We start from the raw sequence: 25677 nt of genomic DNA on the forward strand, positions 1-25677 counted from the left end.
GAGGAGAAGACATGGAATTTTTGAACGCCTTTTCCCATCTTGATTGGGCCCAGGTCCTGCACCTGACCTGGCAGCACATCACCCTGGTCGGCATCGCGGTGATCCTCGCGATTTTTATCGGCGTGCCGCTGGGCATCCTGATGACACGTTTCCCGACCCTGGCCGGCCCGTTGCAGGCCAGCGCGACGGTGCTGCTGACCGTGCCGTCCATCGCCCTGTTTGGCCTGCTGCTGCCGTTCTACTCCACGTTCGGCCAGGGCCTGGGGCCGATGCCGGCGATCACCGCCGTGTTCCTCTACTCCCTGCTGCCGATCATGCGTAACACCTACCTGGCCCTGACCGGCGTCGAGCCCGGCATACGCGAAGCCGCCAGAGGCATCGGCATGACCTTCGGCCAGCGCCTGCGCATGGTCGAGCTGCCGATCGCCGTGCCGGTGATCCTCGCCGGCGTGCGCACCGCCGTGGTGATGAATATCGGTGTGATGACCATCGCCGCCACCATCGGCGCCGGTGGCCTGGGTGTACTTATTCTGGCTTCCATCAGCCGCAGCGATATGTCGATGCTGATCGTCGGCGCCGTGCTGGTCAGTCTCCTGGCCATCTTCGCCGACCTGCTTCTGCAGTGGTTGCAACGCTCGCTGACTCCAAAAGGATTACTCAAATGATCGAACTTCAAAACCTGTCCAAGACTTTTCAAAGCAACGGCAAAACCGTGACTGCCGTTAACGACGTAAGCCTGACCGTCAATGAAGGCGAAATTTGCGTGTTCCTCGGTCCCTCGGGCTGCGGCAAAAGCACCACGCTGAAAATGATCAACCGCCTGATCAAGCCCACCTCGGGCAAGATCCTGATCAACGGCGAAGACACCACTGACCTTGACGAAGTGACCCTGCGTCGCAACATCGGCTACGTCATCCAGCAGATCGGCCTGTTCCCCAACATGACCATCGAGGAGAACATCGTGGTCGTGCCCAAGCTGCTCGGCTGGGACAAGCAGAAATGCCACGACCGCGCCCGCGAGTTGATGAGCATGATCAAGCTGGAGCCCAAGCAGTACCTGCACCGCTACCCGCGTGAATTGTCGGGCGGGCAGCAACAGCGCATCGGTGTAATCCGCGCCCTGGCGGCGGATGCGCCCTTGCTGCTGATGGATGAGCCGTTCGGCGCGGTCGACCCGATCAACCGCGAAATGATCCAGAACGAGTTCTTCGAGATGCAACGCGCGCTGAACAAGACCGTGATCATGGTCAGCCACGACATCGATGAAGCGATCAAGCTGGGCGACAAGATTGCGATCTTCCGCGCCGGCAAGCTGTTGCAGATCGACCATCCGGACACCTTGCTGGCCCACCCGGCCGACGAGTTCGTCAGCAACTTCGTGGGCCAGGACAGCACCCTCAAGCGCCTGTTGCTGGTGAAGGCCGAAGACGCAGCCGACAACGCCCCCTCGGTGAGCCCGGAAACGCCGGTGGCCGAAGCGCTGGAGTTGATGGACGAAACGGACCGCCGTTATGTGGTGGTCACCTGCGCCGAGAACAAGGCGCTGGGCTATGTGCGCCGTCGCGACCTGCACCGCCAGGCCGGCACTTGCGGCCAGTACCTGCGCGAGTTCAATGCCACGGCGGCGTATGACGAGCATTTGCGCATCCTGCTGTCGCGCATGTACGAGTTCAACCGTTCGTGGTTGCCGGTGATGGATGCGGAGCGCGTGTTCCTGGGTGAAGTGACCCAGGAGTCGATTGCCGAATACCTGAGTTCCGGTAAGTCGCGTGGGGGCAAGACCAGCATTGTCTCGCCTGCCGAGACGGCACTGGCCTGATCTTATGTGGGAGGGGCGGTGCGACGATTCGACTTGCTCCCTCCCACATTTGGTCCGTGATCTGTCAGGGAAATACCTTCAATTATCCCCATCCGGGGAACATCAATCCGTCACACCGGTCGGTTACATAAGTAGCTGCACGCCATCGCGCGACGAACGCGTGCAGAAACGCGACATTTTTAGTTGATCCCACGCCCATCAAGCCCTAAAGTTCGCGCCGAACGTCCATGCTGGAAACGATCCATCCGGCTCAAGTACTGACGACGAGACAGCAAGGCCAAGGGAAGCGGTAACTCCCATGGCCTTTTTGCTTTCGGCGACATGCCTTGGGAAGTAGGCGAACCAAAGTGGGGATACGGAGGACGTTCAGTTGCACCCATTGATTAATACAGTTTGCCCTTAGGAGTTCCCAGCATGTCGATCAACGTCGAAGACTATTTCGCACGCGCCACTTTTGACAAAATGAAGGCGTTTGCCGACAAGCAAGAAACCCCGTTCGTGGTGATCGATACCGCGATGATCAGCCAGGCCTACGACGACCTGCGCGCCGGTTTCGAATTCGCCAAAGTGTATTACGCGGTCAAGGCCAACCCGGCCGTCGAAATCATCGACCTGCTCAAGGACAAAGGCTCGAGCTTCGACATCGCCTCGATCTATGAGCTGGACAAGGTCATGGACCGCGGCGTCAGCGCCGACCGTATCAGCTACGGCAACACCATCAAAAAATCCAAAGACATCCGCTACTTCTATGAGAAGGGCGTGCGCCTGTTCTCCACCGACTCCGAAGCCGACCTGCGCAACATCGCCAAGGCCGCGCCGGGCTCGAAAGTGTATGTGCGTATCCTCACCGAAGGCTCGACCACGGCTGACTGGCCGTTGTCGCGCAAATTCGGCTGCCAGACCGACATGGCCATGGACCTGCTGATCCTGGCCCGTGACCTGGGCCTGGTGCCTTACGGCATCTCCTTCCACGTCGGCTCGCAACAGCGCGACATCAGCGTGTGGGACGCGGCGATCGCCAAGGTCAAAGTGATTTTCGAACGCCTGAAGGAAGAAGACGGCATCCATCTCAAGCTGATCAACATGGGTGGCGGCTTCCCGGCCAACTACATCACCCGCACCAACAGCCTGGAAACCTACGCAGAAGAAATCATCCGCTTCCTCAAGGAAGACTTCGGCGACGACCTGCCGGAAATCATCCTGGAGCCGGGCCGTTCGCTGATCGCCAACGCCGGCATCCTGGTCAGTGAAGTGGTGCTGGTAGCGCGCAAATCGCGTACCGCCGTGGAACGTTGGGTGTACACGGATGTGGGCAAGTTCTCCGGCCTGATCGAAACCATGGACGAAGCCATCAAGTTCCCGATCTGGACCGAGAAGAAAGGCGAGATGGAAGAAGTGGTCATCGCCGGCCCCACCTGCGACAGCGCCGACATCATGTACGAAAACTACAAGTACGGCCTGCCGCTGAACCTGGCGATCGGTGATCGTCTGTACTGGCTGTCGACCGGTGCGTACACCACCAGCTACAGCGCGGTTGAGTTCAATGGCTTTCCACCGTTGAAGTCGTTTTATGTTTAACAGCAGCAGCAAGTTTTAAGCTGCAAGAAAAACCCATGACGTGTCATGGGTTTTTTTATGCCTCGGGAAGGCTGGCGGCGCGTTGTCGGTAGGCCTCGGCCATCGCGCGAATCGGCGGATCGTTGGCCGCCGCCAGCGCCTTGTGGGCCACCCGCAAAAACTTCAGATTGCCGCCGGCAAGCGCTTTGTGCAGCCACTCCAGCGCCGCCTCGACCTGGCCTCTATCCGCCAGCACCGCCGCATAACTGAACTGCCCACGGAAATCCCCGCCTTCGGCTGAGCGGCGATACCAGTCCACGGCGGCCTGCGGGTCCCTCGGGCAATACAGGCCGTCTTCCAGGTAGCGCCCCAGCAGGTTCATCGACTTGGCGTGGCCCTGCTCCGCCGCCAGACGATACAAGCGCAGTGCTTGCGGCTGGTCCTCAGCCACACCGCGACCGGTCGCCAGCAGGTTGGCGTAGTTGTACTGCGCCCAATCCAGCCCCGCCTCGGCGGCCAGACGGTATTGTTGCGCCGCCGCGACCGCATCGGCCGGGCAGCCCCAGCCATGTTCCAGGCAACGCGCGACCATATTGCGCGCCATCAGGTGACCGCCCTGCGCCGCGATGCGAAACCAGCGCAGCGCCAGCGCTTCATCACGGGCAATACCGCGTCCTTGCAGCAGGATTTGCCCGAGCAGGGCCTGGGCATCGACCACGCCCTCCTTCGCCGCGATCAGGATCGCCTGGGCGGCGCGCACCGGCGAGTCGTCAAGCATGCGCTGCAATTGTTCGACATTGAGCACTTCTGCGCGGCGCAATAAAAACCCCATCTCAGACCTCGACCCAGCGACGCAACAGGTTGTGGTAGGTGCCGGTGAGCTGGATCAACGCCGGGTGGTCGGGTACGTCGGCGGTCAGTTGCCGGATCGCACCGTCCATCTCGAACAACAGGGTGCGCTGGCTGTCTTCGCGCACCAGGCTTTGGGTCCAGAAGAACGAGGCGTAGCGCGCGCCACGGGTTACGGCGTTGACTTTGTGCAGGCTCGAGCCTGGGTACAGCACCATGTCGCCGGCGGGCAACTTGACGCGCTGCAGGCCGAAGGTGTCCTGGATCTCCAATTCGCCGCCGTCGTATTCGTCGGGGTCGCTGAAGAACAGGGTGGATGACAGATCAGTGCGCACACGCTCGTGGCTGCCTTTGGGCTGGCGCACCGCGTTATCGATATGAAAGTCGAAACTGCCGCCAGCGGTATAGCAGTTGAGCAGCGGCGGGAAGACTTTGTGCGGTAACGCCGCCGACATAAACAGTGGGTTTTGCCACAGGCGCTCAAGCATCGCCGCGCCGATTTCCTTGGCCAACGGATGGCCTTCGGGCAATTGCAGGTTGTGTTTGGCCTTGGCGGACTGGTGCCCGGCAGTGATTTTACCGTCGGCCCAATCAGCGCTTTCCAGAGCCTGGCGGATGCGCTGCACTTCCTCGCGAGAGAACAGGCCGGGAATATGCAGCAACATGAGGCACTACCTGTCAGCGGAAAGGCGCCAATGGTATTGATTCTTATCCGCTGTGTAAAACGCAGGGACGAACGAGATCGCAAAAACCGTAAGGAAAAAGTGTAAAGAATGTAAATTCAATGCAATTAGCAATGTATCGCAATTGATATGGAGTCTTGTTCAACCTATATTCCGCGGCCTCACATCCTTGGGGAAAGGACACGTCATGTCGCGCACCACACTAAAAACAACCGCCGGTTCACCACGTCTGCTGGCCTCGGCCATCGGCGTTGCCCTCGGTGCCAGCTCTGCCGCCCACATGGCGCAAGCGGCCGAAGACACGGAACAAAAAGGCCAGCGCAACAGTATTTCCCTGGGTGCCACCAGCATCACCGGCGAAGCACAGGACGACACCTCCTACCAAGTCGAAAAAGCATCCTCGCAGAAATACACCGCGCCCCTGGTGGACACCCCTCGCTCGGTCACCGTAGTGCCACAGCAGGTACTCAAGGACACCGCCGCCACCTCGTTGCAGGATGCCTTGCGTACCGTACCGGGCATCACGTTTGGTGCCGGTGAAGGCGGCAACCCGCAGGGCGATCGCCCGTTTATCCGTGGTTTTGACGCCCAGGGCGACACCTACCTGGACGGCGTGCGCGACACCGGCGGCCAGAGCCGCGAGATCTTCGATATCGAGTCGATTGAAGTCAGCAAAGGCCCGAACTCTTCGTTCGGCGGTCGCGGCTCGGCCGGCGGCAGCCTCAACCTGGTGAGCAAGACCCCACAGGCGCGGGACTTCACCAACGGTGGTTTCACCTACGGCTCCGACCAGACCCGTCGCTACGTACTCGATGTGAACCGCCAGTTCCTCGACGACAGCGCCGCGTTCCGTCTCAACCTGATGACCCACGAGCAGAACGTGGCGGGCCGCGATGCGGTGAACTACGACCGCTGGGGCGTCGCCCCATCGCTGACCTTCGGCCTGGGCACCCCGACCCGCGTCAATCTCAGCTACTACCACATGGAAAGCAACGACCTGCCGGACTCGGGCATTCCCTACGGCTACGGCTCTTCGACCGCCACCGCCCACGTGCATGACAAACCCACCGACGGCGGCGACAGCAGCAACTTCTACGGCCTCAAGGACCGTGATTTTCGCAAGACCCGCGCCGATATCAGCACGGTCTCTGTCGAGCACGACCTGAACGACAACATGACCCTGAAAAACACCCTGCGCCACGGCAGCACCGGCCAGGACTACGTGCTCACCCAGCCGGATGACAGCAAGTTCAACGTCAACCGTTTCGGTACCGTGTGGCGCCGCGCCAACACCCGCGTGTCCACCACCACGACCACCACCAACCAGACCGACCTGTTCGGCAGCTTCCAGGCGCTGGGCTTCAAGCACAGCTACTCCACCGGCCTGGAATTTACCGGTGAAGAAACCCGCGTCAGCAGCTACACCGTCAGCCCGAACGCCAACCCGGTCTGCACCGTGGCCGGCGGTGGTCGCGGCGGCCAATGCACCTCGCTGAGCAACCCGAACCCGGACGACGCCTGGGCCGGCAGCACCGCGCGCAACTACCTGGGCACCAACACCAAGGCCACCAGCCGCGCCGCTTATGTGTTCGACACCATCGAACTCGACCCGAAATGGCTGCTCAACGTCGGCCTGCGCTACGACACCTTCGACACCGAAGCCAACACCAACGCGGTACCGACCGCCACCGTCAAAGCGCGCAGCAAAATCAAGGATGACAGCCAGTTCTTCAACTGGCAGGCCGGCCTGGTCTGGAAGCCGGTGGAGAACGCCAGCATCTATGCCTCCTACGCCACCTCGGCATCGCCAGCCGGCGGCCTGGTGGGTGAAGGCGCCGACGGAAACCCACTGTCGGCGGGCGCCGCATCGAGCGACCTGCAGCCCGAAGAAACCGTCAACTACGAGTTGGGCACCAAGTGGGACCTGTTCCACGATCGTCTGTCGCTGACCGCCGCGGTGTTTCGCACCGAGAAGAAAAACACGCGCATCCTGGTCGACGCGCTCACCTACCAGAATGCCGGTGAATCCCAGGTCGATGGCATCGAGTTGTCCGCCAGCGGCAAGCTCACCGATCACTGGCAAGTGTTCGCCGGCTACAGTTATCTGGACAGCGAGTTGGTCAAGGCCGGTCGTAACGGGCGCAACGGGGTAATCAGCGCCGGTTCCAACGAGGGCAACCAAATGCCCAACACGCCGAAGAACAGCTTCAGCCTGTGGACCACCTACGACGTCACCGCGAAGCTGACCGTCGGCGGCGGCGCGTTCTATGTCGACGACGTTTACGGTGATGTGGGCAACACCGTTTACGTGCCGTCGTACACCCGCTACGACGCCATGGCCAGCTACAAGCTGACCAAGAACGTCGACCTGCAACTGAACGTGCAAAACCTGACCGACAAGGTCTACTACGACAAGGCCTACGGCTCGCACTTCGCCAACCAGGCGGCTGGGCGTACGGCATTGTTGACCACCAGCTTCCACTTCTAAACCGCCGCGACACGCAGCAAACAGCCCCACGCATCGGATGCGCGGGGCTTTTTTATGTAAAACAGAATGTTTCTCGACAAGCCACGGCATAATGCGCGCCGTGCCCTACATACCCAGATAGACGAGGCGGTCAGACGTGTTGAAGAAAACCCTGTTCCAGTTGCACTGGTTCTTCGGCATCACTGCCGGGCTGGTGCTGGCCTTGATGGGGATCACCGGGGCGGCGGTCTCGTTTCAGGATGAACTACTGCGCGCGCTCAACCCCAGCGTACTGAGCGTAGAAAAACGCGAAGCCGGCGTGCTGCCACCCGCCGAACTGGTGCGCAAACTGGAAGCCACCGAAGGCAAAACCGTGGCCATGCTCTGGGTAGAACGCGACAGCGGCCTCGCCGCACGCGTGTCCTTCACCCCGCCGCCGGGCGAGCGCCGGGGCCAGATGCGCTACTTCGACCCCTACACCGGCGACTATCGGGGTGATGTGGTCGGCCAGGACTTCTTCGGCTTTATCCTGCAATTGCACCGTTTCCTCGCCATGGGTGAAACCGGGCGGCAGATCACCGGCGCCTGCACCCTGATCCTGGTGTTCTTCTGCCTCTCCGGCCTGTACCTGCGCTGGCCGCGCCAGGTCGCGAACTGGCGTGCGTGGCTGACCCTGGACTGGCGCAAAAAGGGCCGCAGTTTCAATTGGGACCTGCACTCGGTATTCGGCACCTGGTGCCTGTTGGCCTATCTGCTGGCGGCGTTGACGGGCCTGTCCTGGTCCTACGACTGGTACAGCCAGGGCCTGACCAAGCTGCTGTCCGACGCCCCGCAAAACGAACGGGTGCGCACACGCGGCCCAGCCCCCGCCGGCCCGGCGCCGGTCGCCAATTACGAGGCGATCTGGAGCAGTATCTACAGCAACGCCGGCCCCGGCTTGAGCGCCTACAACATCCGTATGCCGGCAGTCGCCGGGCAGCCCGCCACGGTCTATTACCTGCTGCAAAACTCACCCCATGACCGCGCGCTGAACCAGATCAACCTGGACCCGGCCACCGGCGAGGTCAAATCCCACGATCAGTACGCCAACAAAAGCTTCAAGGCGCAGTTGCTGACCAGCCTTTACGCACTGCACACCGGCAGCTATTTCGGCCTGACCGGGCGCATTCTCCTCACCCTCAGCTCGATGCTGATGCCGTTGTTCTTTATCACCGGCTGGCTGCTGTACCTGGACCGTCGTCGCAAAAAGCGCCAGGTGCGCGATGCCCGCCAAGGCCTCGGCGCCAACCACAGCGATGCACCGGCCTGGCTGATCGGCTTTGCCAGCCAGAGCGGTTTTGCCGAACAGCTGGCCTGGCAGACCGCCGCGCAATTGCAGGCGGCCGGCCTGCCGGTGAAGGTGCAGCCGCTGGGTAGCGTCAGCCAGGATGACCTGTGCCAATCGCACCACGCACTGTTTGTGGTGAGCACCTTCGGCGACGGCGAAGCGCCCGACAGCGCCCGCGGTTTCGAACGCAGCGTGCTTGGGCAAGCCCTCTCCCTCAAGGGCCTGAACTACTCGGTGCTGGCCCTGGGTGATCGCCAGTACGAGCACTTCTGCGGCTTTGCCCGGCGCCTGCATTTCTGGTTGACCAACCAGGGCGGCAACCCGCTGTTCGCCCCGGTGGAAGTGGACAGCGGCGACACCGCCGCGCTGCTGCATTGGCAACAACAACTGGGGCAACTGACCGGCCACGCGCCCGCAACGGCATGGCCCACCGCGCAGTACGAACTCTGGACGCTCAGCCAGCGCCGCCTGCTCAACGCCAACAGCAGCGGCTCGGCGGTATACCTGCTGGGCCTCACCCCGCCCAAGCCGCACACCTGGCAAGCCGGTGACCTGGTGGAAGTGCTGCCGCGCAACTGCCCATCGGCCATCGAGCACTTCCTTGACGGCCTGGGCCTGGCGGGCAGCGACGATGTACTGATCGACGGGCTGGCGCAGCCTCTCAACCAGGCCCTGGCCAGCCGTCAACTGCCGGACAACCGCACCCATCTGGTCGGCCTACACGCCCAGGCGCTGGTGGACGCGCTGGTGCCCCTGGGCATGCGTGAATATTCCATCGCCTCGATTGCCAGCGACGGCGTCCTGGAACTGATCGTGCGCCAGGAACGCCACCCCGACGGCAGCCTGGGCCTGGGTTCGGGTTGGCTCACCGAGTACGCGGCGGTCGGCTCGGGCATCAGCCTGCGCCTGCGGCGCAACAGTGGTTTCCATCTGCCGGATGCGCCGGTGCCGCTGATTCTGTTGGGCAACGGCACCGGCCTCGCCGGACTGCGCAGCCTGCTTAAGGCACGCATTGCCGATGGCCAGCAGCGCAACTGGTTGTTGTTCGGCGAACGCAATATCGCCCACGACTATCTGTGCCGGGATGAGCTGCAAAGCTGGCTGGCCAGCGGTGATCTGGCCTTGCTGGACCTGGCGTTCTCGCGGGATCAGGCAGAGAAGATCTACGTACAGGACCGACTGCGCGAATCGGCGGATGTCGTGCGCAAATGGCTGGCCGATGGCGCGGCGATTTATGTGTGCGGCAGTTTGCAGGGGATGGCGGCGGGCGTGGATCAGGCACTGCTGGATATCCTCGGACGTGAGGCGGTGGAACGCTTGATCGAGCAAGGCCGTTACCGTAGAGACGTGTACTGACGCGATCCAATGTGGGAGGGGGCTTGCTCCCTCCCACATTTGGATTGCATTTCAAGTCAGGTTGGTTGCAGCTTCTGTTGGAACACCGAGATCCCATCCAAGTCCCGCAATATCACGGTCAACTCCGCCGTCTGACCATCGATGTTCACCTCGCCAAAAAACTGAAACCCGGCAAATGGGGAGGTGTTTTGCGCCGGCGGTGCCTTCTCGAACACCACCTCCGGGCCAAAGGTTTTATCCAATGGATTGGGCCCGAAGCTCCCCGCATTCAGGGGCCCGGCGACAAACTCCCAGAACGGCTCGAAATCCTGGAACGCTGCGCGGTCCGGGTGATAGTGATGCGCTGCGCAGTAGTGCACATCCGCCGTCAGCCACAGGTGGTTACGCACCTGTTGCGCCCTTAAAAAGCCCAGCAGCTCGGCAATTTCCAGCTCGCGACCTTGCGCCGCGCCAGGGTCACCATTGGCAATGGCTTCCCAGCGTGGCACGCCGGGGCTGACTTCACCGTCGGGTACACCCAGGCCAATCGGCATATCCGCGGCAATTACCTTCCACTGCGCCGTGGAAGCCTTGAGTTCGCGCTTGAGCCAATCGAGTTGCTCGCGGCCCAGGAAGGGTTTGGCGCCGCCCAGGTTGTCATCGTTGCCACCGCGATAGCTGCGCATGTCGAGCACGAACACATCCAGCAACGGGCCGTAGCTGAGCTTGCGATAAATCCGCCCACCGCCGTCGGCGCTCTGCAGGCGCATCGGCGCATATTCGAGCCAGGCCTGACGCGCGCGCCCCACCAAGGTGTTGACGTCCTTGGTCTGGTAACGCTCATCGAGCTGCTTGCTTGGCGACCAGTTATTCACCACCTCGTGGTCGTCCCACTGCCAGATCTGCGGCACCTCGGCATTGAAGCGGCGCACGTTTTCATCCAGCAGGTTGTAGCGGTAATTACCGCGATATTCGTCAAGGGTTTGGGCGACCTTGCTCTTGGCTTCGGTGGTGATGTTGCGCCAGATGCGCCCGTCCTCGGTGGTCAGTTGCGTCGGTACCGGGCCGTCGGCGTAGATGGTGTCGCCGCTGTGGATAAAGAAGTCCGGCAGGCGCAGGCGCATGGCTTCGTAGATGCGCATGCCGCCGATGTCCGGGTTGATGCCGAAGCCCTGGCCGACGGTGTCGCCACTCCACACAAAGCGGATGTCGCGCCGCTGTTGCGGCACGCTGCGCAGGTGGCCAAACCAGGGCTCGCTGGCGATGCCCGTCTGGGCATCTTCGAAGTGCACGCGGTAGAAAATCGCCTGGTCGGCGGGCAGCCCGCTGAGTTCAACGCGGGCGGTAAAGTCGCTGCGGTTATCGGCCAGCGGCGAAACGAATCGACGCGGGTTGCTGAAGACACTGCGGGTGTCCCACTCCACCACCATGCGCGCCGGGCGGTCGCTGCGGCTCCAGATCATGGCGCGGTCGCCAAGCAGGTCGCCGGACTGCACACCGTCAGTGAGTTGCGGCCGGTCCTTGACCGACGCGATCACCGCAGGCGCCAGGCCCGGCAGCAAAAGACCGGCGCCGACGGCTTGCATCACGCGGCGACGGCCCAGATCGAAGTGGCTCATGCGGGTGCCCTCTTGAGAATCAAAAGGGCACTTAAACACGCAGGAATGAAGCGAATGTGACACTCACCCTGCGGTGAGCCGAGATCCAATGTGGGAGCAAGCCCCCACATTTATTGAAGGGTGTCAGGCCTTGGCGGTGGTGACTGCCAGCTCCACCGCTTCCGGGCGCTTGATCAACGCGTACACCACGCCGGTCAACAGGCTGCCGGCCATAATCGCCAGTAGGTACAACAGCGCATGGTTGATTGCATTCGGGATCACCAGGACGAACAACCCGCCATGGGGCGCCGCCAGCACACAGCCGAAGTACATCGACAAGGCGCCGGTCAATGCACCGCCGGCGATGCTGGCCGGGATCACGCGCAGCGGGTCTTTGGCGGCAAACGGAATCGCGCCCTCGGAGATAAAGCACAAACCAAGGATCATCGCGGCCTTGCCGGCTTCGCGCTCGGTCTGGGCAAATTTGCGCCGTGCCAGGAACGTGGCGATGCCCATACCGATTGGCGGCACCATGCCGGCGGCCATGGTCGCGGCCATCGGCGCGCCACTGGACGCCGCCAGTAACCCCACCGAAAACGCATACGCGGCCTTGTTGATCGGCCCACCCAGGTCCACACACATCATGCCGCCCAGCAAGATACCCAGCAGCACCGCGTTGGTGGTGCCCATCGTGCTGAGGAAGTCGGTCAGCCCGGTGAGCATGCGCGCCACCGGCGGCCCCACCAGATAGATCATCGCAAGGCCGGTGAACAGGCTCGCCAGCAACGGGATGATCAGGATCGGCTTGAGCGCCTCCATGCTCTGCGGCAAGCGCACGGCACGGCTGATCAGCTTGACGCTGTAGCCCGCCAGGAAACCCGCCAGGATCCCGCCGATAAACCCCGCGCCCAACGTGCCGGCCAACAGGCCGCCGATCATGCCGGGCGCAATGCCAGGACGGTCGGCAATCGAGTACGCGATATAACCCGCCAGCAGCGGCACCATCAACGTAAAGGCGCTGTTGCCGATGGTTTTCAACGCCGCCGCAAGAGTGCCTGGCTGTTCAAACGCGTGAATGCCGAACGCGAACGACAACGCGATCAACAACCCGCCCGCCACCACCATCGGCAACATGAACGACACCCCGGTGAGCAGGTGTTTGTACACGCCGGTTTTTTCCGGCTTGGCCACCGCGCCGCTGGCCGCGCTTTCAACGCTGCCTTCGGCCAGGGCCTTGTTGAGGGTCGCCTCGGATTGCTTGAGGGCAATGCCGGTGCCGCAACGGTAGATTTTCTTGCCGGCGAAGCGCTCGGTGGCGACTTCGATGTCGGCCGCGAGCAACACCACATCGGCATCGGCGATGGCCTGCGGGCTCAACGGCGTACGCGCCCCAACCGAGCCTTGGGTCTCGACCTGCAAGTCGTAACCCAGGCGCCTGGCCGTCTGCTGCAAAGCTTCGGCGGCCATGAAGGTGTGGGCGACGCCGGTCGGGCAGGCCGTGATCGCCACGATCCGCGGGGCACTCTTCGGCGCAACGGGGGCTTGGCTGGCGACAAATACCTGGGCTTCTTCAGCACCGCGACGCAGCACCGCTTCGACATCCGCCAACGCCTGCGCCGGGGTGCTCTGGAATACGCGCTTGCCGACAAACCGCTGCATATCCACTGGTGTGCTGCTGACCAGCAACACCCATTCGGCGCCGTCGATCGTGGCCTGGGACAACGCGCGCTCCGGGTGCTGCGTATCCACCACTTCGACGCTGGTGCTCCAACCCTGGCGTTGCGCGGCGGCGTCCAACAAGCGGGCGCACAGCACACTGGTGACCATGCCGTTGGGGCAGGCAGTAACAATGGCTAACTTCATCACAAACCCTCTTATTGTTCTGTCAGCGGGCGTACAACAACGCCGCTTTCGAGGCGCGCCAAGTGCGCGTCATCGCTGATGCCGAAACCGATCTGCGTCACCGCCATCGCGGCAATCGCGGTGGCACGGCGCAGCGTCTGCTCGGGCGTGTCGCCGCTGAGCAGACCATGCAGCATGCCGGCCAGCAGCGAGTCGCCGGCGCCCACGGTGCTGGCCACCGTCACCCGTGGCGGCGTGGCATGCAGCGTCGCACCCGAGCTGTACCAGGTCACGCCTGCGGCACCGTCGGAAACCACCACGTGCTCCACACCCTGTTGATGCAGTTGGCTGACGGCATCGGTGGCGTTGTCCAGCGCCTCGGCCAGTTCTTCGGTATTGGGCTTGACCATCCAGGGGCCTGCCTTCAAACCGGCGCGCAGCGCTTCGCCGCTGGTGTCCAACACGACTTTCAATCCGAGGTTTTTGAGGTGCTCCAACATGCCCTGAAACCACTGCGGGCTGACGCCGCGCGGCAAGCTGCCGGCCACCACCACCACATCGAAGTCGAGGCCGACGGTTGCGATCCTGTTGAGCAGGTCTTGTTGCGCCTGCTCACTCACCAGCGGCCCCGGCGCATTGATATCGGTAACCCGGCCATCCTGTTCGGCAATCTTGATATTGCTGCGGGTTTCGCCCGGTACACGAATGAACACGTCGCCAAACCCACGGCCGGCGATCAGCGCCTCGAACGCCTGGGGGTTTGCGCTGCCGAGAAACCCGCCGACGCTTACGTGATGCCCCAGGTCGGCCAGCACTTGGGCGACATTCACGCCCTTGCCGGCGGCATGGGTCAGCAGGGTTTCGCTGCGGTTGACTGCACCGGGCGCCAGGCGCGGCAAACGCACCGTCAGGTCCAACGCCGGGTTCAGCGTCAGGGTTAGAATCCTTGCCATTTACACGGCCTCCACTAGGGCACGCACTTCGGCAGGGGAACCCACCGCCAGTGCTTGTTGCGCCAGGCGCTGGGCCTCGCTCAGACTGAATTCACGCACCCGCGCTTTCACTTCGGGAATGCTGCGGGCCGACACGCTCAACTCATCCACGCCCAGGCCGACCAGCACCGGCACCGCCAGCGGGTCCGCCGCCAGCTCGCCGCACACGCCGACCCATTTGCCATGGGCATGGGCCGCGCGCACGGTGATGTCGATCAGTTGCAACACCGCCGGGTGCAGGCCATCGGCCTGGGCCGACAAGGTCGGGTGGCCACGGTCGATGGCCAGGGTGTATTGGGTCAGGTCGTTGGTGCCGACGCTGAAGAAGTCGACCTCCTTGGCCAGCACCGGCGCCAACAACGCGGCGGAGGGCACTTCGATCATGATGCCCAGTTGCAGGTCCGCCACCGGAATCTCCAGGCGCAGGCGTTCGGTCATGTCGCGGGCCGCGCGCCATTCATCCACGCTGCCGACCATGGGGAACATGATGCGCAACGGGCGGCTGTCGGCGGAACGCAGCAATGCGCGCAACTGCGCTTCCATGATCTGCGGGCGCTGCAGGGTCAGGCGAATACCGCGCACACCGAGAAAGGGGTTTTCTTCCTCGGCAATCGGCCAGTAAGGCAACGGCTTGTCACCGCCCACATCGAGGGTACGCACCACCAGCGGGCGCCCGCCGAGGCCATCGAGCACGCGGCGGTATTCGGCTTCCTGGGTGGCTTCGTCCGGGGCTTGGGGGTGCGCCATGAAAATCAGTTCGGTACGCAGCAAACCGATGCCTTCGGCGCCCTGCTCCACCGCGCTGCCCACCCCGGCGCTTTCGCCGATGTTGGCGAACACTTCCACGGCATGACCATCGCGGGTCAGGGCCGGTTCGTGGCGCTGGGCCGCAGCGGCTTGCAGGCGTTGTTCGCGGGTGTCGCGTTCAACGGTGGCGCGTTGCAGGGTCGCGGCGTCGGCGTCCACATGCAGGCGGCCGCGCTGACCATCGAGCAACAGCGGCGTGCCGGCGGCCAACAACAACACGCCGGGGCCGGCGCCCACCAACGCGGGAATGCCGAGGGCGCGCGCGACGATGGCACTGTGCGCCGTGGCGCCGCCACGGGCGGTGAGGATGCCGGCGACGCGAGTCGGGTCCAGGCGCGCAACATCGGAGGGGCCGACTTCGTCCATCACCAGGATGTAAGGCTCACTCGGCTCCTGGGCGCCTTCGACGCCGCACAATTGCGCCAATACACGCCGGCCGATGTCGCGCAGGTCGGCGGCGCGCTCGGCGAGCAAGGCGTCCTGCAATGCCTCCTGCTGCTTGGCGGCGGCTTCGATCACGCTCATCCACGCGGCTTCGGCGCTCTCGCCCTGCTTGAGGCGCGTGTCGACTTCGTCGGTCAGTTCGGGGTCGTCGAGCATTTCCTGGTGAGTGATGAAAATCTCACGGATCGCCTTGGACGGGTTACGTTCGATCAAGCCCTGGATATCCCGGCGCACGTCCGCCAGGGCGGCTTGCAGGCGCTGACGCTCAACGGCCGAGGTTTCGCCGCGCAGCGGGTAGTCGAAGACTTGCTGGACCTGGATATGCGCAGGGCCGATGGCAATGCCCGGCGCGGCGGCAATTGCCTGCACCTGGCTGCCGGCCGGCGGCGCGCTGACTGCCGGCTCGATATCGAGCACTTCGGGCTGGGCGCTCACCGTCGGCAACGCCTCGACCTCTTCGCCGAGGCCCTCTTGCACCGCCGCCAACAGCGCGGGCAGGGCATCACCGGCAATGCTCGGCTCGGCGACAAATTCCAGCACCTGGCCGCGACGCGCGCCGAGGCTGAGCAGCTTGCTCAGGCTTTTCACCGACACGGCGCCTACCGGACCATCGACGATGCGCACACGCAGGTCGCCGTCAAAACTCTTGGCCAGTTGCGCGAGGATCTTCGCCGGGCGTGCATGCAGGCCGTGGGCGTTGGCCAGGGTGATGCGGGCGCTCGGCCAGTCAGGCGGCAGTTCGCCGCCCAATACTTCCAGCACCGCGCGACTGCTGGTAGCGCGCCCCAACTCTTGGCCGCGGCCTTCAATCAACAAGGCGCACAGGCGCTCCAGCAAGGCCTGGTGCGCTTCGCCAAGGCTGGCCAGGCAGAACAGACCGTTGAGCGGCTGGCCGAGGTAACGCATGGGCTTGTCCGGTGTGACAAACGCCAGGCCCGGACGCTTGACCGTCTGTTCACTGTGCAGCCACCACAGGCCATCGCCCAGTGGCAGTGCATCGACCTGCTGCAGCACCGCGGCAAAGCCATTGCTCACGCAATCGGCCTGGCGCAACAGGCGCGCACCTCGCCACACCAGCTCTTCGAAGTCGTCGGCGGACACGCCGAGGCTGATCATCTGCGCATCCAGCGCCAGTTCCTGCGGCGCGCCTTGCAACAGTTTCAGCAAGGCTTCGGCGCTCGCGGCACGGCGCAGCGCCTGGCCCAGGTCGGTTTCGCCGAGGGCACGGGTAAGCAGTTGCAGCAGGCGCAGGTGTTCATCCGATTGGGCGGCAATACCAATCGCCAGGTAGACGATCTGGCCGTCGCCCCAGTCCACCCCTTCGGGGAACTGCAGCAGGCGCACGCCGGTAAGAAAAACCTGGTCGCGGGTTTCGGGAGTGCCGTGGGGGATGGCAATACCTTGGCCGAGAAAAGTCGAGCCTTGGGCTTCACGGGCCTGCAAACCGCTGAGATAACCCTCGGCGACCAGGCCATCGGCCACCAGTTTGTCTGCGAGCAGGTGCAAGGCAGCAGATTTATCCACAGCCACTTGGCCCATGGATATCTGCTCTACAGTGAGCTCAAGCATGCCGTTCTCCTAGTTAGTGCAAAGGGTGCACTAGGTATTGTTTTGAATAAAACAGTGTAAAGGTGTTCAGTGATAGCTGACTGAGTAGTCAATTGGCAGTAGTTACTCAGTAGCGAACGTCTTAAAAATACGCTGGCTGAAACGTTTAATCTAGAATTTATGGCAGATTACGCGTTTATTGCGCATCCTTGAAGAACCACTCGGCGTTTGAGCGCGGACATGGGCGGCAGGCTGGAATCGGTTACGATTGGACAAAATGTCGGGGCAAGCTCCAAAAAACAAGGAAATCCCGGTTTGAAACTCAGTGATATCGCACGCCTGGCCGGTGTCTCCGTGACCACCGCCAGTTACGTGATCAATGGCAAGGCCGCACAGCAACGCATCAGCAACGCTACCGTCGAGCGGGTGCGTGCGGTGGTCGAGGCCCATGGTTTTACCCCCAACCCCCAGGCCGCCGGACTGCGCAGTCGGCACACGCGCACCTTGGGCTTTATCCTGCCCGACCTGGAAAACCCCAGTTACGCACGAATCGCCAAGCTCTTGGAACAAGGCGCGCGCGCGCGCGGCTATCAGCTACTGATCGCCAGTTCCGACGACGACGCAGACAGCGAGCGCCAACTGCTGCAACTGTTCCGCGCACGACGCTGCGATGCGTTGTTCGTGGCCAGTTGCCTGCCCGCCAGCGACGACAGTTACCGCGAGCTGCAAGCCAAGGGCCTGCCGGTGATCGCCATCGACCGGGTGATGGCGCCGGAGCAGTTCTGCTCGGTGGTCAGCGACGACCGCCAGGCCTGCCAGCAACTGACCAGCAGCTTGCTGCAGCCGTTGCCCAAACAGATTGTGCTGATCGGCGCACGGCCCGAGCTGAGCATCAGCCAGGAGCGCGCCGCCGGCTTCCGTGAAGCGCTGCAAGGGTTCGCGGGTGAGGTGATCGTCGAACACGGCGAAGCTTTCAGCCGCGACTGTGGCCGCCAGTTGATGGAGCAACTTCTGCATCAACTGGGGCATCTGCCTGACGCGCTGGTGACCACGTCCTACGTGTTGCTGCAGGGTGTGTTTGACGCGCTGCATGACTTCCCGCTGAAATCACGCCCGTTGCGCCTGGGCACCTTTGGTGACACCCAACTGCTGGACTTCTTGCCGCTGCCCGTGAACGCCATGGCCCAGCAGCATCAGCTTATTGCCGAAACCGCCCTGCGCCTGGCCCTGGCGGTCATTGAAGAAGAACAGTACCAACCGGGCGTACACGCCATCGGCCGGACCTTCAAGCAGCGCATTGTCGAGGCTTGAGCGTGGAGCTGATCGACACCCACACCCACCTGGACTTCGCGGACTTCGACACGGACCGCCGCGAAGTCCTCGCCCATAGCCGTGAAGTGGGCGTGCGGCGCATGGTGGTGCTGGGGGTGTATCAGCAGAATTGGCAGCGCGTGTGGGATTTGGTACAGGCTGATGAAGGTTTGTTCGCCGCCTTTGGCCTGCACCCGGTATACCTCGACGATCACCGCGCCGCCGACCTGACGGCCCTGGGCGACTGGCTGAGCCGCCTGCGCGGCCATCGGCAATTGTGCGCGGTAGGCGAGATCGGCCTGGATTACTTCCTTGAACACCTGGACCGCGAACGCCAGCAAAGCCTGTTCGAAGCCCAACTGCAACTGGCGGCGGACTTCCAGCTTCCGGCGCTGCTGCACGTGCGCCGCAGCCACGCGGTGGTCATTGCCACCCTCAAACGCATCCGCCTGGCACGGGGCGGCATCATCCATGCCTTCGCCGGCAGCCGGGAAGAGGCGCGCGAATACATCAAGCTGGGCTTCAAGCTTGGCCTGGGCGGCGCCGCCACCTGGCCCCAGGCGCTGCGCATGCACAAGGTACTGGCGCAACTGCCGCTGGACGCGGTGGTACTGGAAACCGACTCGCCGGACATGGCCCCCGCCATGTACCCAGGCCAGCGCAATAGCCCCGAGCATCTGCCGGCTATCTGCGCCGCGCTGGCCGATCGCATGGGCATCAGCCCGTCATTGCTGGCCGAGGCGAGCACACGCAATGCGTGCGAGTTGTTTAATTGGTAGCGCCGGGTTCACGGCTTGCAGGTTCAAGGTCAACCGTTGCTGGTGACGGGCATAGCGCAACACCGCGAAATGCACCAACACCACCAGTGATGAAAGGTTGAACTGCCCAAGCACACTGAGCAGCCCCAGCCACTCGGCCACCAGCGCCACGATCAACACCACGCACGTCAGCGCCACCATGCCCGGGCGTACCAGCGCCCAGTGGTCCAGCGCCTTGAAGTGGCGCAACTGCCGGGGGCAATTGAGCGCCAGGACCCGCTGGCAATAGGGGCAATCGAAAGGTACTTCGATGGCGATGGCATTCAATTGCCAAGCCTTGAGTTCAAACGTGATGTCGCAATGGGCGCAATGCCCTTTGATGCCAATTGCACCGGTCATCGTCGTGCCTACCCTGGACTGTGATTGAGTGAAACAAATTCTCACCCATTCACTCGACGAGAAAACCCGGCCAGGCAAATCCAGACATGCGCCACACCGGCAGCAGCGCCCCTCCTACATCTGCGCCCTACACGCGAAAGGCACCTATCAATTGCTTCAATTCGACCACCTGCATCGATAGCTGTCGGCTCGCCGCTTCGGTCTGATGCGCGCCTTGGGCGGCATGTTCGCCGGCGCGATTGATTTCGACGATGTTCTGATCGATGTCGTGGGCTACCGCCGTCTGCTGCTCCACGGCGGCGGCGATCTGCTGGTTTTGATCAACGATCATGCCGATGGCGCCGAGGATATTCTCCAGGGCCTGCTGGACCTGCTGCGACTGGCCCACCGTGCCGTTAGCCACTTCATGGCTGGTGCCCATGGCCCGCACCGCCGCGTCTACTCCGCTGAGTAAACGGCTGATCATTTGTTCGATTTCTTCGGTGGAATGCTGCGTGCGCCTTGCCAGCGTGCGAACCTCGTCGGCCACCACCGCAAACCCTCGCCCTTGCTCACCTGCCCGCGCCGCCTCGATCGCCGCATTGAGCGCCAGCAGGTTGGTTTGCTCGGCAATGCTTTTGATCACTTCCAGCACGCTGCTGATGGACTGGCTGTCGGTGGCCAATTGGTTGATCACCCGTACCGACTGGTCGATTTCGCCGGCCAACCGCGCAATGCTGGCTTGCTGGGATTGCACCAGGCCGCGGCCGCTGACGGTTTCTGCGTTGACACTATGGGCACTGCTCACCGCAGCAGCCGCATTGCGCGCGACTTCCTGGGCAGTGGAAGACATCTGGTTCATGGCCGTCGCCACCTGTTCGATTTGCGTGCGCTGGCCCGAAACCGCCTGGTTGCTCTGGGCCGAAACCGTTTGCACCTGGCCCGCCTGCACTTCGACCTGGCCGACGGTGTGCCCGACGCGCTCGATTAAATCATGGATTTTCGCCACCGTGCCGTTGAACACCTGGCCGAGGTCACCCAGCTCATCACGGCTGTGGGCGACGAAGGTGACGGTCATGTCGCCGGCCGCCACCTTGTCCATCATCGCGCCCAGGCTGCGCAGCGTCGTGCGGGTGGACGCGTAGAACCCGGCATATAAATAGAAGATCAGCAAAAACACCGCCGTCAGCGCCGAAACCAGTAGCACCATGTGCAGGCGATTCTGCGCCAGGCGCTGCTCCAACTGCTGCCCGAGGAACGTCAGCGTGGCCTCGTCGAGTTGGTAGGTCTGGGCCATCAATTGGCTGACCGCGTCATAGAAACCCTGCCAGGGCGCGTCGAGGGTTTCGGCCATGACCACCTGTTCTTCAAACAACTCGCTGGCGTGTTTGAGGCTGGCATTGCTGGCCTTGGCCAGGCCATCGAGCGCGCCGTGGGCGGCTTTGCTGGAGCCCAGGGCATCCTGCAACTTCAACCCGTATTCGGCCTGCAGCTTTTCCAACTGCTGCAACAGTTCGTCAAACCGCGTGCTGGAGGAAGAATTGAGAAAGCCCTGGCCCAGTGAGTACGCGCCCATTGCCCGCCCTTCTCCCAAGGTCTGGGTGACTTGCGGGGTGACACTGGTGATCAGCTCGCTGAGCTGGCGCAAGTCGCTCTGGGGGTCGCGGCTCAAGCCTGACTGGCTGGCGATGATCTGGCTGAGCATCTGCGCTTGGTTGAGCAATTTGCCGATCAATGCACTTTTGCTCAGCAGCGAGGTTTCCTGTTGCTGAGCCTTGAAGGCGGCGATCAATTCGTCGCGCTTGCCGTCAAAGACTGCAATTTGCTCAGGGTCGGTGGCCATTGCGCTGAAGCCTTGCAGGCGGCTGAGCGCGCCCTGCTCCAGGCTGTTGATCTTGCTTTCAAGGTCACCCGCCTTGCCGGACTGGCCGAGGGTCGCGTTGATTTGCACCTGGTTGTTGAGCGTTTCCAGGTCGCGGCGCAGGGCCAGGCTGCTGCCAAGCAGGTCCAGGCTTTGCAGCTCGACACGGGTGCCCTGGAATTCGCGCCAGGAATCGCGCACCAGATAATAGTTGGTCGCCAGCATCGGTAGCAGGAACAGCACGCTGATCAAGCTGAACTTCATGCCAAAGCTCAAGCGATTCATCAGCGCGACGGCGGGATAGAGCAAGCTCTTCACAGGTGAACTCCTTTTTATTTTTATTGAGGCGCAGGGCGGCGGCACAAAGCCACTATTTGGCGCTCTGTCTGTATAGCTCAATTCGAAAGGGAGTTTTGTAACTTAAGGTTAACGAGCGAGAATCGGGGCTGCTGTTACGCAGCCCCTTGCGGGCAAGCCCGGCTGACCATTGAGATCAAGGCAACACGGTCCAGATGGCAAACCCCGCGTACCACAACACCGCCGCGCGCAACAGCAACTCCCACAGACGATCCAGACTGTTGATGCCGTCGGCGCCCACTGCCGGCGGTGGGATTTCGGCGGCCACCAGGCCGACTTTTTCGACCAACTGCGCGGCACTGATGTCCCAACTCAGGAGTTCATGCAGCATCACCCGGCTGACCGCAACGAAATTGCCCACCAAGGCAAAACTGGCGGCCAGCAAGCGCACCGGCAACCAGTCAAACGCATGCCGCAGTTGCCCGGCGCGCTCGGCCACCAGAGGGTTGCGGCTGTGTTCACTGGCCAGCGCCAGCAGGCGATAAGCCAGGGCGGCGACCGGGCCCAGCAGGAAGTACCAGAAAATCACCGCAAAAAAGCTCTGATAGGCCTGCCACAACAGATGGCCCTGAACGCGCTCCAGCAGTTGCTCGCCGCTGTCGGCGCCCAGTTTCAGGTCGCGTTCGGCTACATGTTCGGCGGCTTGCAGGTCCCCACGCCGCCAGGCATCGCGAAACGGACCGAGGCCGGCCAATAGATCACCACGCCCCAGGCTGTAGATCACCACCAACAGGTGCACCGGCAGCGCCAACAGGCCATACGCCACGGGCTCCAGCACCAGCAGCAACAGCGCCAGCAACGCCACCGGCAGCAACACCAATACGGTCAGGATCAGCCACGGGCGCTTGCCCATGCGCGGGCTCGCTTCCAACTTGGCCAATTCGCGCAACCAGCCGCCGTCACGCTGCAACCGCTGGCGCAGGGCCGAGAACTTCTCGATCCACACCGCCAGCACCAAAACCAGAAAACTCATCGTGCGTGTCCTCCATCCTGCAGGGCGCTGCGAAAGCGCGTCCAATCAAAAGCGGGGCCGGGGTCGGTCTTGCGTCCCGGAGCAATATCGCTGTGGCCACAAATACGCTGCGCGGTGATGCCTGGGTAGGCCTTGAGCAACTGGCGGCTCAGGTCGATCAATGACGCATATTGAGCGTCGGTGAAGGGCAGATCGTCCGTCCCCTCCAGTTCGATGCCCACGGAAAAGTCATTGCACGTTTCACGCCCTTCGAAACACGAGACTCCAGCATGCCAGGCCCGGTCGTTGCAGGACACAAACTGCGTCACATCGCCGTCGCGCTCAATCAGAAAATGCGCAGACACGCGCAGGTCGGCGATCCCTTCAAAGTAGGGATGTTCCGTGACATCCAGGCGATTCTGGAAAAACTCCTGCACCTTGCCGGTGGCGAACTGTGCCGGAGGCAGGCTGATGTTATGCACCACCAACAGTGAGATTTCGCCTGTGGGGCGCTCGTTGAAGTTGGGCGAAGGGCAATGGGGAATGCCCTGACACCAACCACTGGCGGGGTCCAACTGCATACAGGATCCTTGAATGTGACTAATTATGACCAGTATGCCGCGTTCGACCCTGTGGTTGCGATCACTTGCCGCGATTGAGTTGACGCAATTGACTGATCACAGCCGTCAGCGCGCGTTCGAACAATGCCCCATCGTCCAGGGTATGCAGTGCGCCGCGCTTGAACGCCCGCGCCAGTTGGCCGGCGTTTTTCTCCAGGACCTTGAGCCCCGTGCGGCCGACAAAAATATAGGTATTGGCCGGCGCCATGATCGCCAGCAATTTGCAACGCAGGGCGTCAGCCTGGTCTTGCTGGAACACGACCCAGCTACCGAGCCGTAGTTGGCGCACCTTGAGCAGATCAGGATCATCGTCCGCCAGGCCTTCGGCCGAATCGGGCGGCAGCACACTGAACACAAAAGGCTCGCGCACTTCGAGCAAACCTTCGCCGTCGGGCGGCCGAACATGCAGGGCCTGCAGGCGAACAAAAAAATCACGGCTGCTGAACGGGTCGAACGCGGCGCTGGCCAAGCCGTCGCGCAATGCCTTGAGCAAGCGCGGCAACTGCTCCAGCAAGTGCCGTCCGGCTTCGGTATCTGCCTGCAGGCCGACGCTCCATATCAGCTCGTCCATGGTGCGCAGCGCCGCCTGCCATTGCACCGACTGCTCGCCGTGCTTAAGGCAGGTCAAAAGCAGCACCTGGCTCCAGGCCTGCTGTAAAAACTGCACGACCGCGTGCGGCAACACCTTGCCCAGCAGCCGTCGATTCAAGGCGTCGGCTACCCGCTGCCGGGCGGCTTCGGTGAGGACGCGCCCGGCCTCGGTATCGAGGGTGTGCTGTTCAAGCAGCTCGCTGCGGCGCTGCTCTTGGGCGATAAACCCACAGAACTCGGCGAGCAGTTGGGAAAAAATCAGCGGATCTTCGACATATTCATTGAGCAAACGCTGCACCACCTGCTCGATGCGCATGTACAGGCTGTCGCGCGCGTAGTCATCCACAGGGCTCCAGGCCATGGCCGCTGCCGCGAGTTCATTGAGCAGGCGCCGGGCCGGGTGGCCGGCACGGCTGAAGAAGCTCTTGTCCTGCACCGCCACTTTCAACAGCGGGATCTGCAAGCGCGCAATCAGGGCCTTGAAGGCATCCGGCACGGCGCGGTCATTGAGGATAAATTCGAACAGCAACGCGATCAGGTTGATCACGTCTTCATCCACCGCTTCCACCACCCGTGACTTGCCACTTTTGACGCTGACGCGGGTTAGCAACTGCTCGAGTTGGTTGCGCAGGTCAAAATCGTCCTCCGCATCAGGCTCCGGCACGTATTGCTGCAAATGCGATAACAGCCGCACGAGGTCGCGGGTGGCGATGGGCTGGGGTGCGGCGCTGGCTTCCAGGGTGGGCGCGACACTACCGCGTACTGCGGCCAGCAACGTCTGCAAGGCGGCGAATGCCTGTTGGCCATTTTCATCGACGGGCTGATCGGCCGCCGGCATTGCCGCTTCGCGCTGGTGATCACGGGCGGCGCGCCCGCCGGGGCGACGGGACGGTACAGCCTTGAGTTCGGGCAACACCCCGGTAGCCACCAGCAATTGATTGGCTTCGCAGTAGAGCTGGTCGGCGTCACTGAGCACGTATTTCTCAAACAGCTTGAGCATGATCAGTTTGACCCGGATCTCAACGCCCAGGCTGCGCCCCGCCTGCAGAAAAAATTCGCACAGCTGCGCCGGCCCCAAGGGGTTTTCACGATCATCCAGGCGATTGCCCAGCACGGCGCTCAAGCGCGCGGTGAGTTGTGACAGCGCCAGGCCGTCGCGGTGGTGTACCCGGCCAAGCATGGCGTCAAGCGCCACGGCTTTTTCCTGCTCATCCTTGGAGGTGCCCGGCGTCGTGTCATAGGACAAAGCCGGCACCCGTTGAAGCACACCACGCCCCGCCAGGCCCAACTCGGCAAAGGCGTCGAACAGCCTCTGCATGAACACGCGCTCAAAGTTCTTGCGCTTGAGGCGCAGGTCGCGCATGGCTTCGAAAAAAATATGGTGGTCGAGGTTGTTGCCGGCCTTGTCAGCCATTTCGAACAAGGTGTCGTCGGCGTTATCGAACAGCTCTTGCAGGCCCTGCTGCAATTGTTGCGCAGCCTTGTCGCGAACCTGCTGCAACACTATCGGCAGACGGGCCAGCGGCGATGGCATGGCATGCGCCGTGCTGATTGGCACCACCTTTCCGTCATTGTGCATCC

The 25677-nt window shown here is 62.7% G+C and carries 18 protein-coding genes; 7 read left to right on the top strand and 11 right to left on the bottom strand.

Annotated elements, in window-relative coordinates; all coding sequences use genetic code 11:
* Positions 1–11 precede the first annotated feature (11 nt).
* The 3 genes from AB4N98_RS08455 (at position 12) to AB4N98_RS08465 (ending at position 3397) form a co-directional block, all read left to right on the top strand.
* Complete coding sequence (locus tag AB4N98_RS08455; protein WP_017530140.1) at positions 12–665, top strand: ABC transporter permease; 654 nt, start codon at positions 12–14, stop codon at positions 663–665.
* The gene (locus tag AB4N98_RS08460; RefSeq protein ID WP_017530141.1) at positions 662–1819 is read left to right on the top strand and encodes an osmoprotectant ABC transporter ATP-binding protein OsmV; all 1158 of its coding nucleotides are present in this window, start codon (positions 662–664) and stop codon (positions 1817–1819) included. Before AB4N98_RS08455 ends, AB4N98_RS08460 begins: the two co-directional genes overlap by 4 nt.
* 414 nt (positions 1820–2233) lie before the next feature.
* Entirely contained in the window at positions 2234–3397 is a 1164-nt protein-coding gene (locus tag AB4N98_RS08465; RefSeq protein ID WP_014716890.1) for a type III PLP-dependent enzyme, read from the top strand.
* 55 nt (positions 3398–3452) lie between these two features.
* Here AB4N98_RS08465 and AB4N98_RS08470 read toward each other — a convergent pair whose 3' ends face one another.
* Positions 3453–4208 (bottom strand): tetratricopeptide repeat protein, encoded by a 756-nt coding sequence (locus AB4N98_RS08470; RefSeq protein WP_065877303.1) that lies wholly within the window; start codon positions 4206–4208, stop codon positions 3453–3455.
* A 1-nt stretch (position 4209) separates the two neighbouring features.
* Complete coding sequence (locus AB4N98_RS08475) at positions 4210–4890, bottom strand: Fe2+-dependent dioxygenase (protein ID WP_017530143.1); 681 nt, start codon at positions 4888–4890, stop codon at positions 4210–4212.
* A 205-nt stretch (positions 4891–5095) separates the two neighbouring features.
* On the opposite strand from AB4N98_RS08475, the gene AB4N98_RS08480 reads away from it, so the two are divergent.
* Both AB4N98_RS08480 and AB4N98_RS08485 read left to right on the top strand, forming a co-directional pair.
* Positions 5096–7396, top strand: a complete 2301-nt coding sequence (locus AB4N98_RS08480; protein WP_065877304.1) for a TonB-dependent receptor — start codon at positions 5096–5098, stop codon at positions 7394–7396.
* Between the two features lie 136 nt (positions 7397–7532).
* Positions 7533–10058, top strand: a complete 2526-nt coding sequence (locus AB4N98_RS08485) for a PepSY domain-containing protein (protein WP_065877305.1) — start codon at positions 7533–7535, stop codon at positions 10056–10058.
* A gap of 56 nt (positions 10059–10114) precedes the next feature.
* Here the strand turns inward: AB4N98_RS08485 and AB4N98_RS08490 are convergent, their stop codons facing one another.
* The 4 genes from AB4N98_RS08490 to ptsP all read right to left on the bottom strand — a co-directional run bounded on the left by AB4N98_RS08490 (position 10115) and on the right by ptsP (position 17289).
* The gene (locus AB4N98_RS08490) at positions 10115–11656 is read right to left on the bottom strand and encodes an alkaline phosphatase D family protein (RefSeq protein WP_135196375.1); all 1542 of its coding nucleotides are present in this window, start codon (positions 11654–11656) and stop codon (positions 10115–10117) included.
* A 123-nt stretch (positions 11657–11779) separates the two neighbouring features.
* Positions 11780–13498: a PTS fructose-like transporter subunit IIB gene (locus tag AB4N98_RS08495; RefSeq protein WP_017529848.1), complete on the bottom strand. Its 1719-nt coding sequence runs from the start codon at positions 13496–13498 to the stop codon at positions 11780–11782.
* Between the two features lie 11 nt (positions 13499–13509).
* Complete coding sequence (gene pfkB, locus AB4N98_RS08500; protein ID WP_017529849.1) at positions 13510–14430, bottom strand: 1-phosphofructokinase; 921 nt, start codon at positions 14428–14430, stop codon at positions 13510–13512.
* Complete coding sequence (gene ptsP / locus AB4N98_RS08505) at positions 14431–17289, bottom strand: phosphoenolpyruvate--protein phosphotransferase (protein WP_068938057.1); 2859 nt, start codon at positions 17287–17289, stop codon at positions 14431–14433.
* A 294-nt stretch (positions 17290–17583) separates the two neighbouring features.
* Between ptsP and cra the strand changes: the two genes are divergently transcribed.
* Positions 17584–18579, top strand: coding sequence for a catabolite repressor/activator (gene cra / locus AB4N98_RS08510; protein WP_017529851.1), 996 nt, complete (start codon positions 17584–17586; stop codon positions 18577–18579).
* Between the two features lie 2 nt (positions 18580–18581).
* Positions 18582–19358 carry a TatD family hydrolase gene (locus tag AB4N98_RS08515; protein WP_065877309.1) on the top strand — a complete coding sequence of 259 codons (777 nt, stop codon included), beginning with the start codon at positions 18582–18584 and terminating at the stop codon, positions 19356–19358.
* Here the strand turns inward: AB4N98_RS08515 and AB4N98_RS08520 are convergent.
* The 5 genes from AB4N98_RS08520 to AB4N98_RS08540 all read right to left on the bottom strand — a co-directional run bounded on the left by AB4N98_RS08520 (position 19305) and on the right by AB4N98_RS08540 (position 25675).
* The gene (locus AB4N98_RS08520) at positions 19305–19736 is read right to left on the bottom strand and encodes a hypothetical protein (RefSeq protein WP_017529853.1); all 432 of its coding nucleotides are present in this window, start codon (positions 19734–19736) and stop codon (positions 19305–19307) included. The two genes, AB4N98_RS08515 and AB4N98_RS08520, sit on opposite strands and share 54 nt — an antisense overlap.
* Positions 19737–19863: 127 nt before the next feature.
* Positions 19864–21894 carry a methyl-accepting chemotaxis protein gene (locus AB4N98_RS08525; RefSeq protein ID WP_065877310.1) on the bottom strand — a complete coding sequence of 677 codons (2031 nt, stop codon included), beginning with the start codon at positions 21892–21894 and terminating at the stop codon, positions 19864–19866.
* A gap of 175 nt (positions 21895–22069) precedes the next feature.
* On the bottom strand, positions 22070–22906 hold the full coding sequence (gene ampE, locus AB4N98_RS08530) for a regulatory signaling modulator protein AmpE (RefSeq protein WP_017529855.1): 837 nt from the start codon (positions 22904–22906) through the stop codon (positions 22070–22072).
* Positions 22903–23466, bottom strand: coding sequence for a 1,6-anhydro-N-acetylmuramyl-L-alanine amidase AmpD (ampD, locus tag AB4N98_RS08535; RefSeq protein ID WP_017529856.1), 564 nt, complete (start codon positions 23464–23466; stop codon positions 22903–22905). Before ampD ends, ampE begins: the two co-directional genes overlap by 4 nt.
* A 61-nt stretch (positions 23467–23527) precedes the next feature.
* Entirely contained in the window at positions 23528–25675 is a 2148-nt protein-coding gene (locus AB4N98_RS08540) for a DUF1631 domain-containing protein (protein ID WP_135196372.1), read from the bottom strand.
* Between the last annotated feature and the right edge of the window lie 2 nt (positions 25676–25677).

Source organism: Pseudomonas sp. S3_E10, assembly GCF_054667615.1.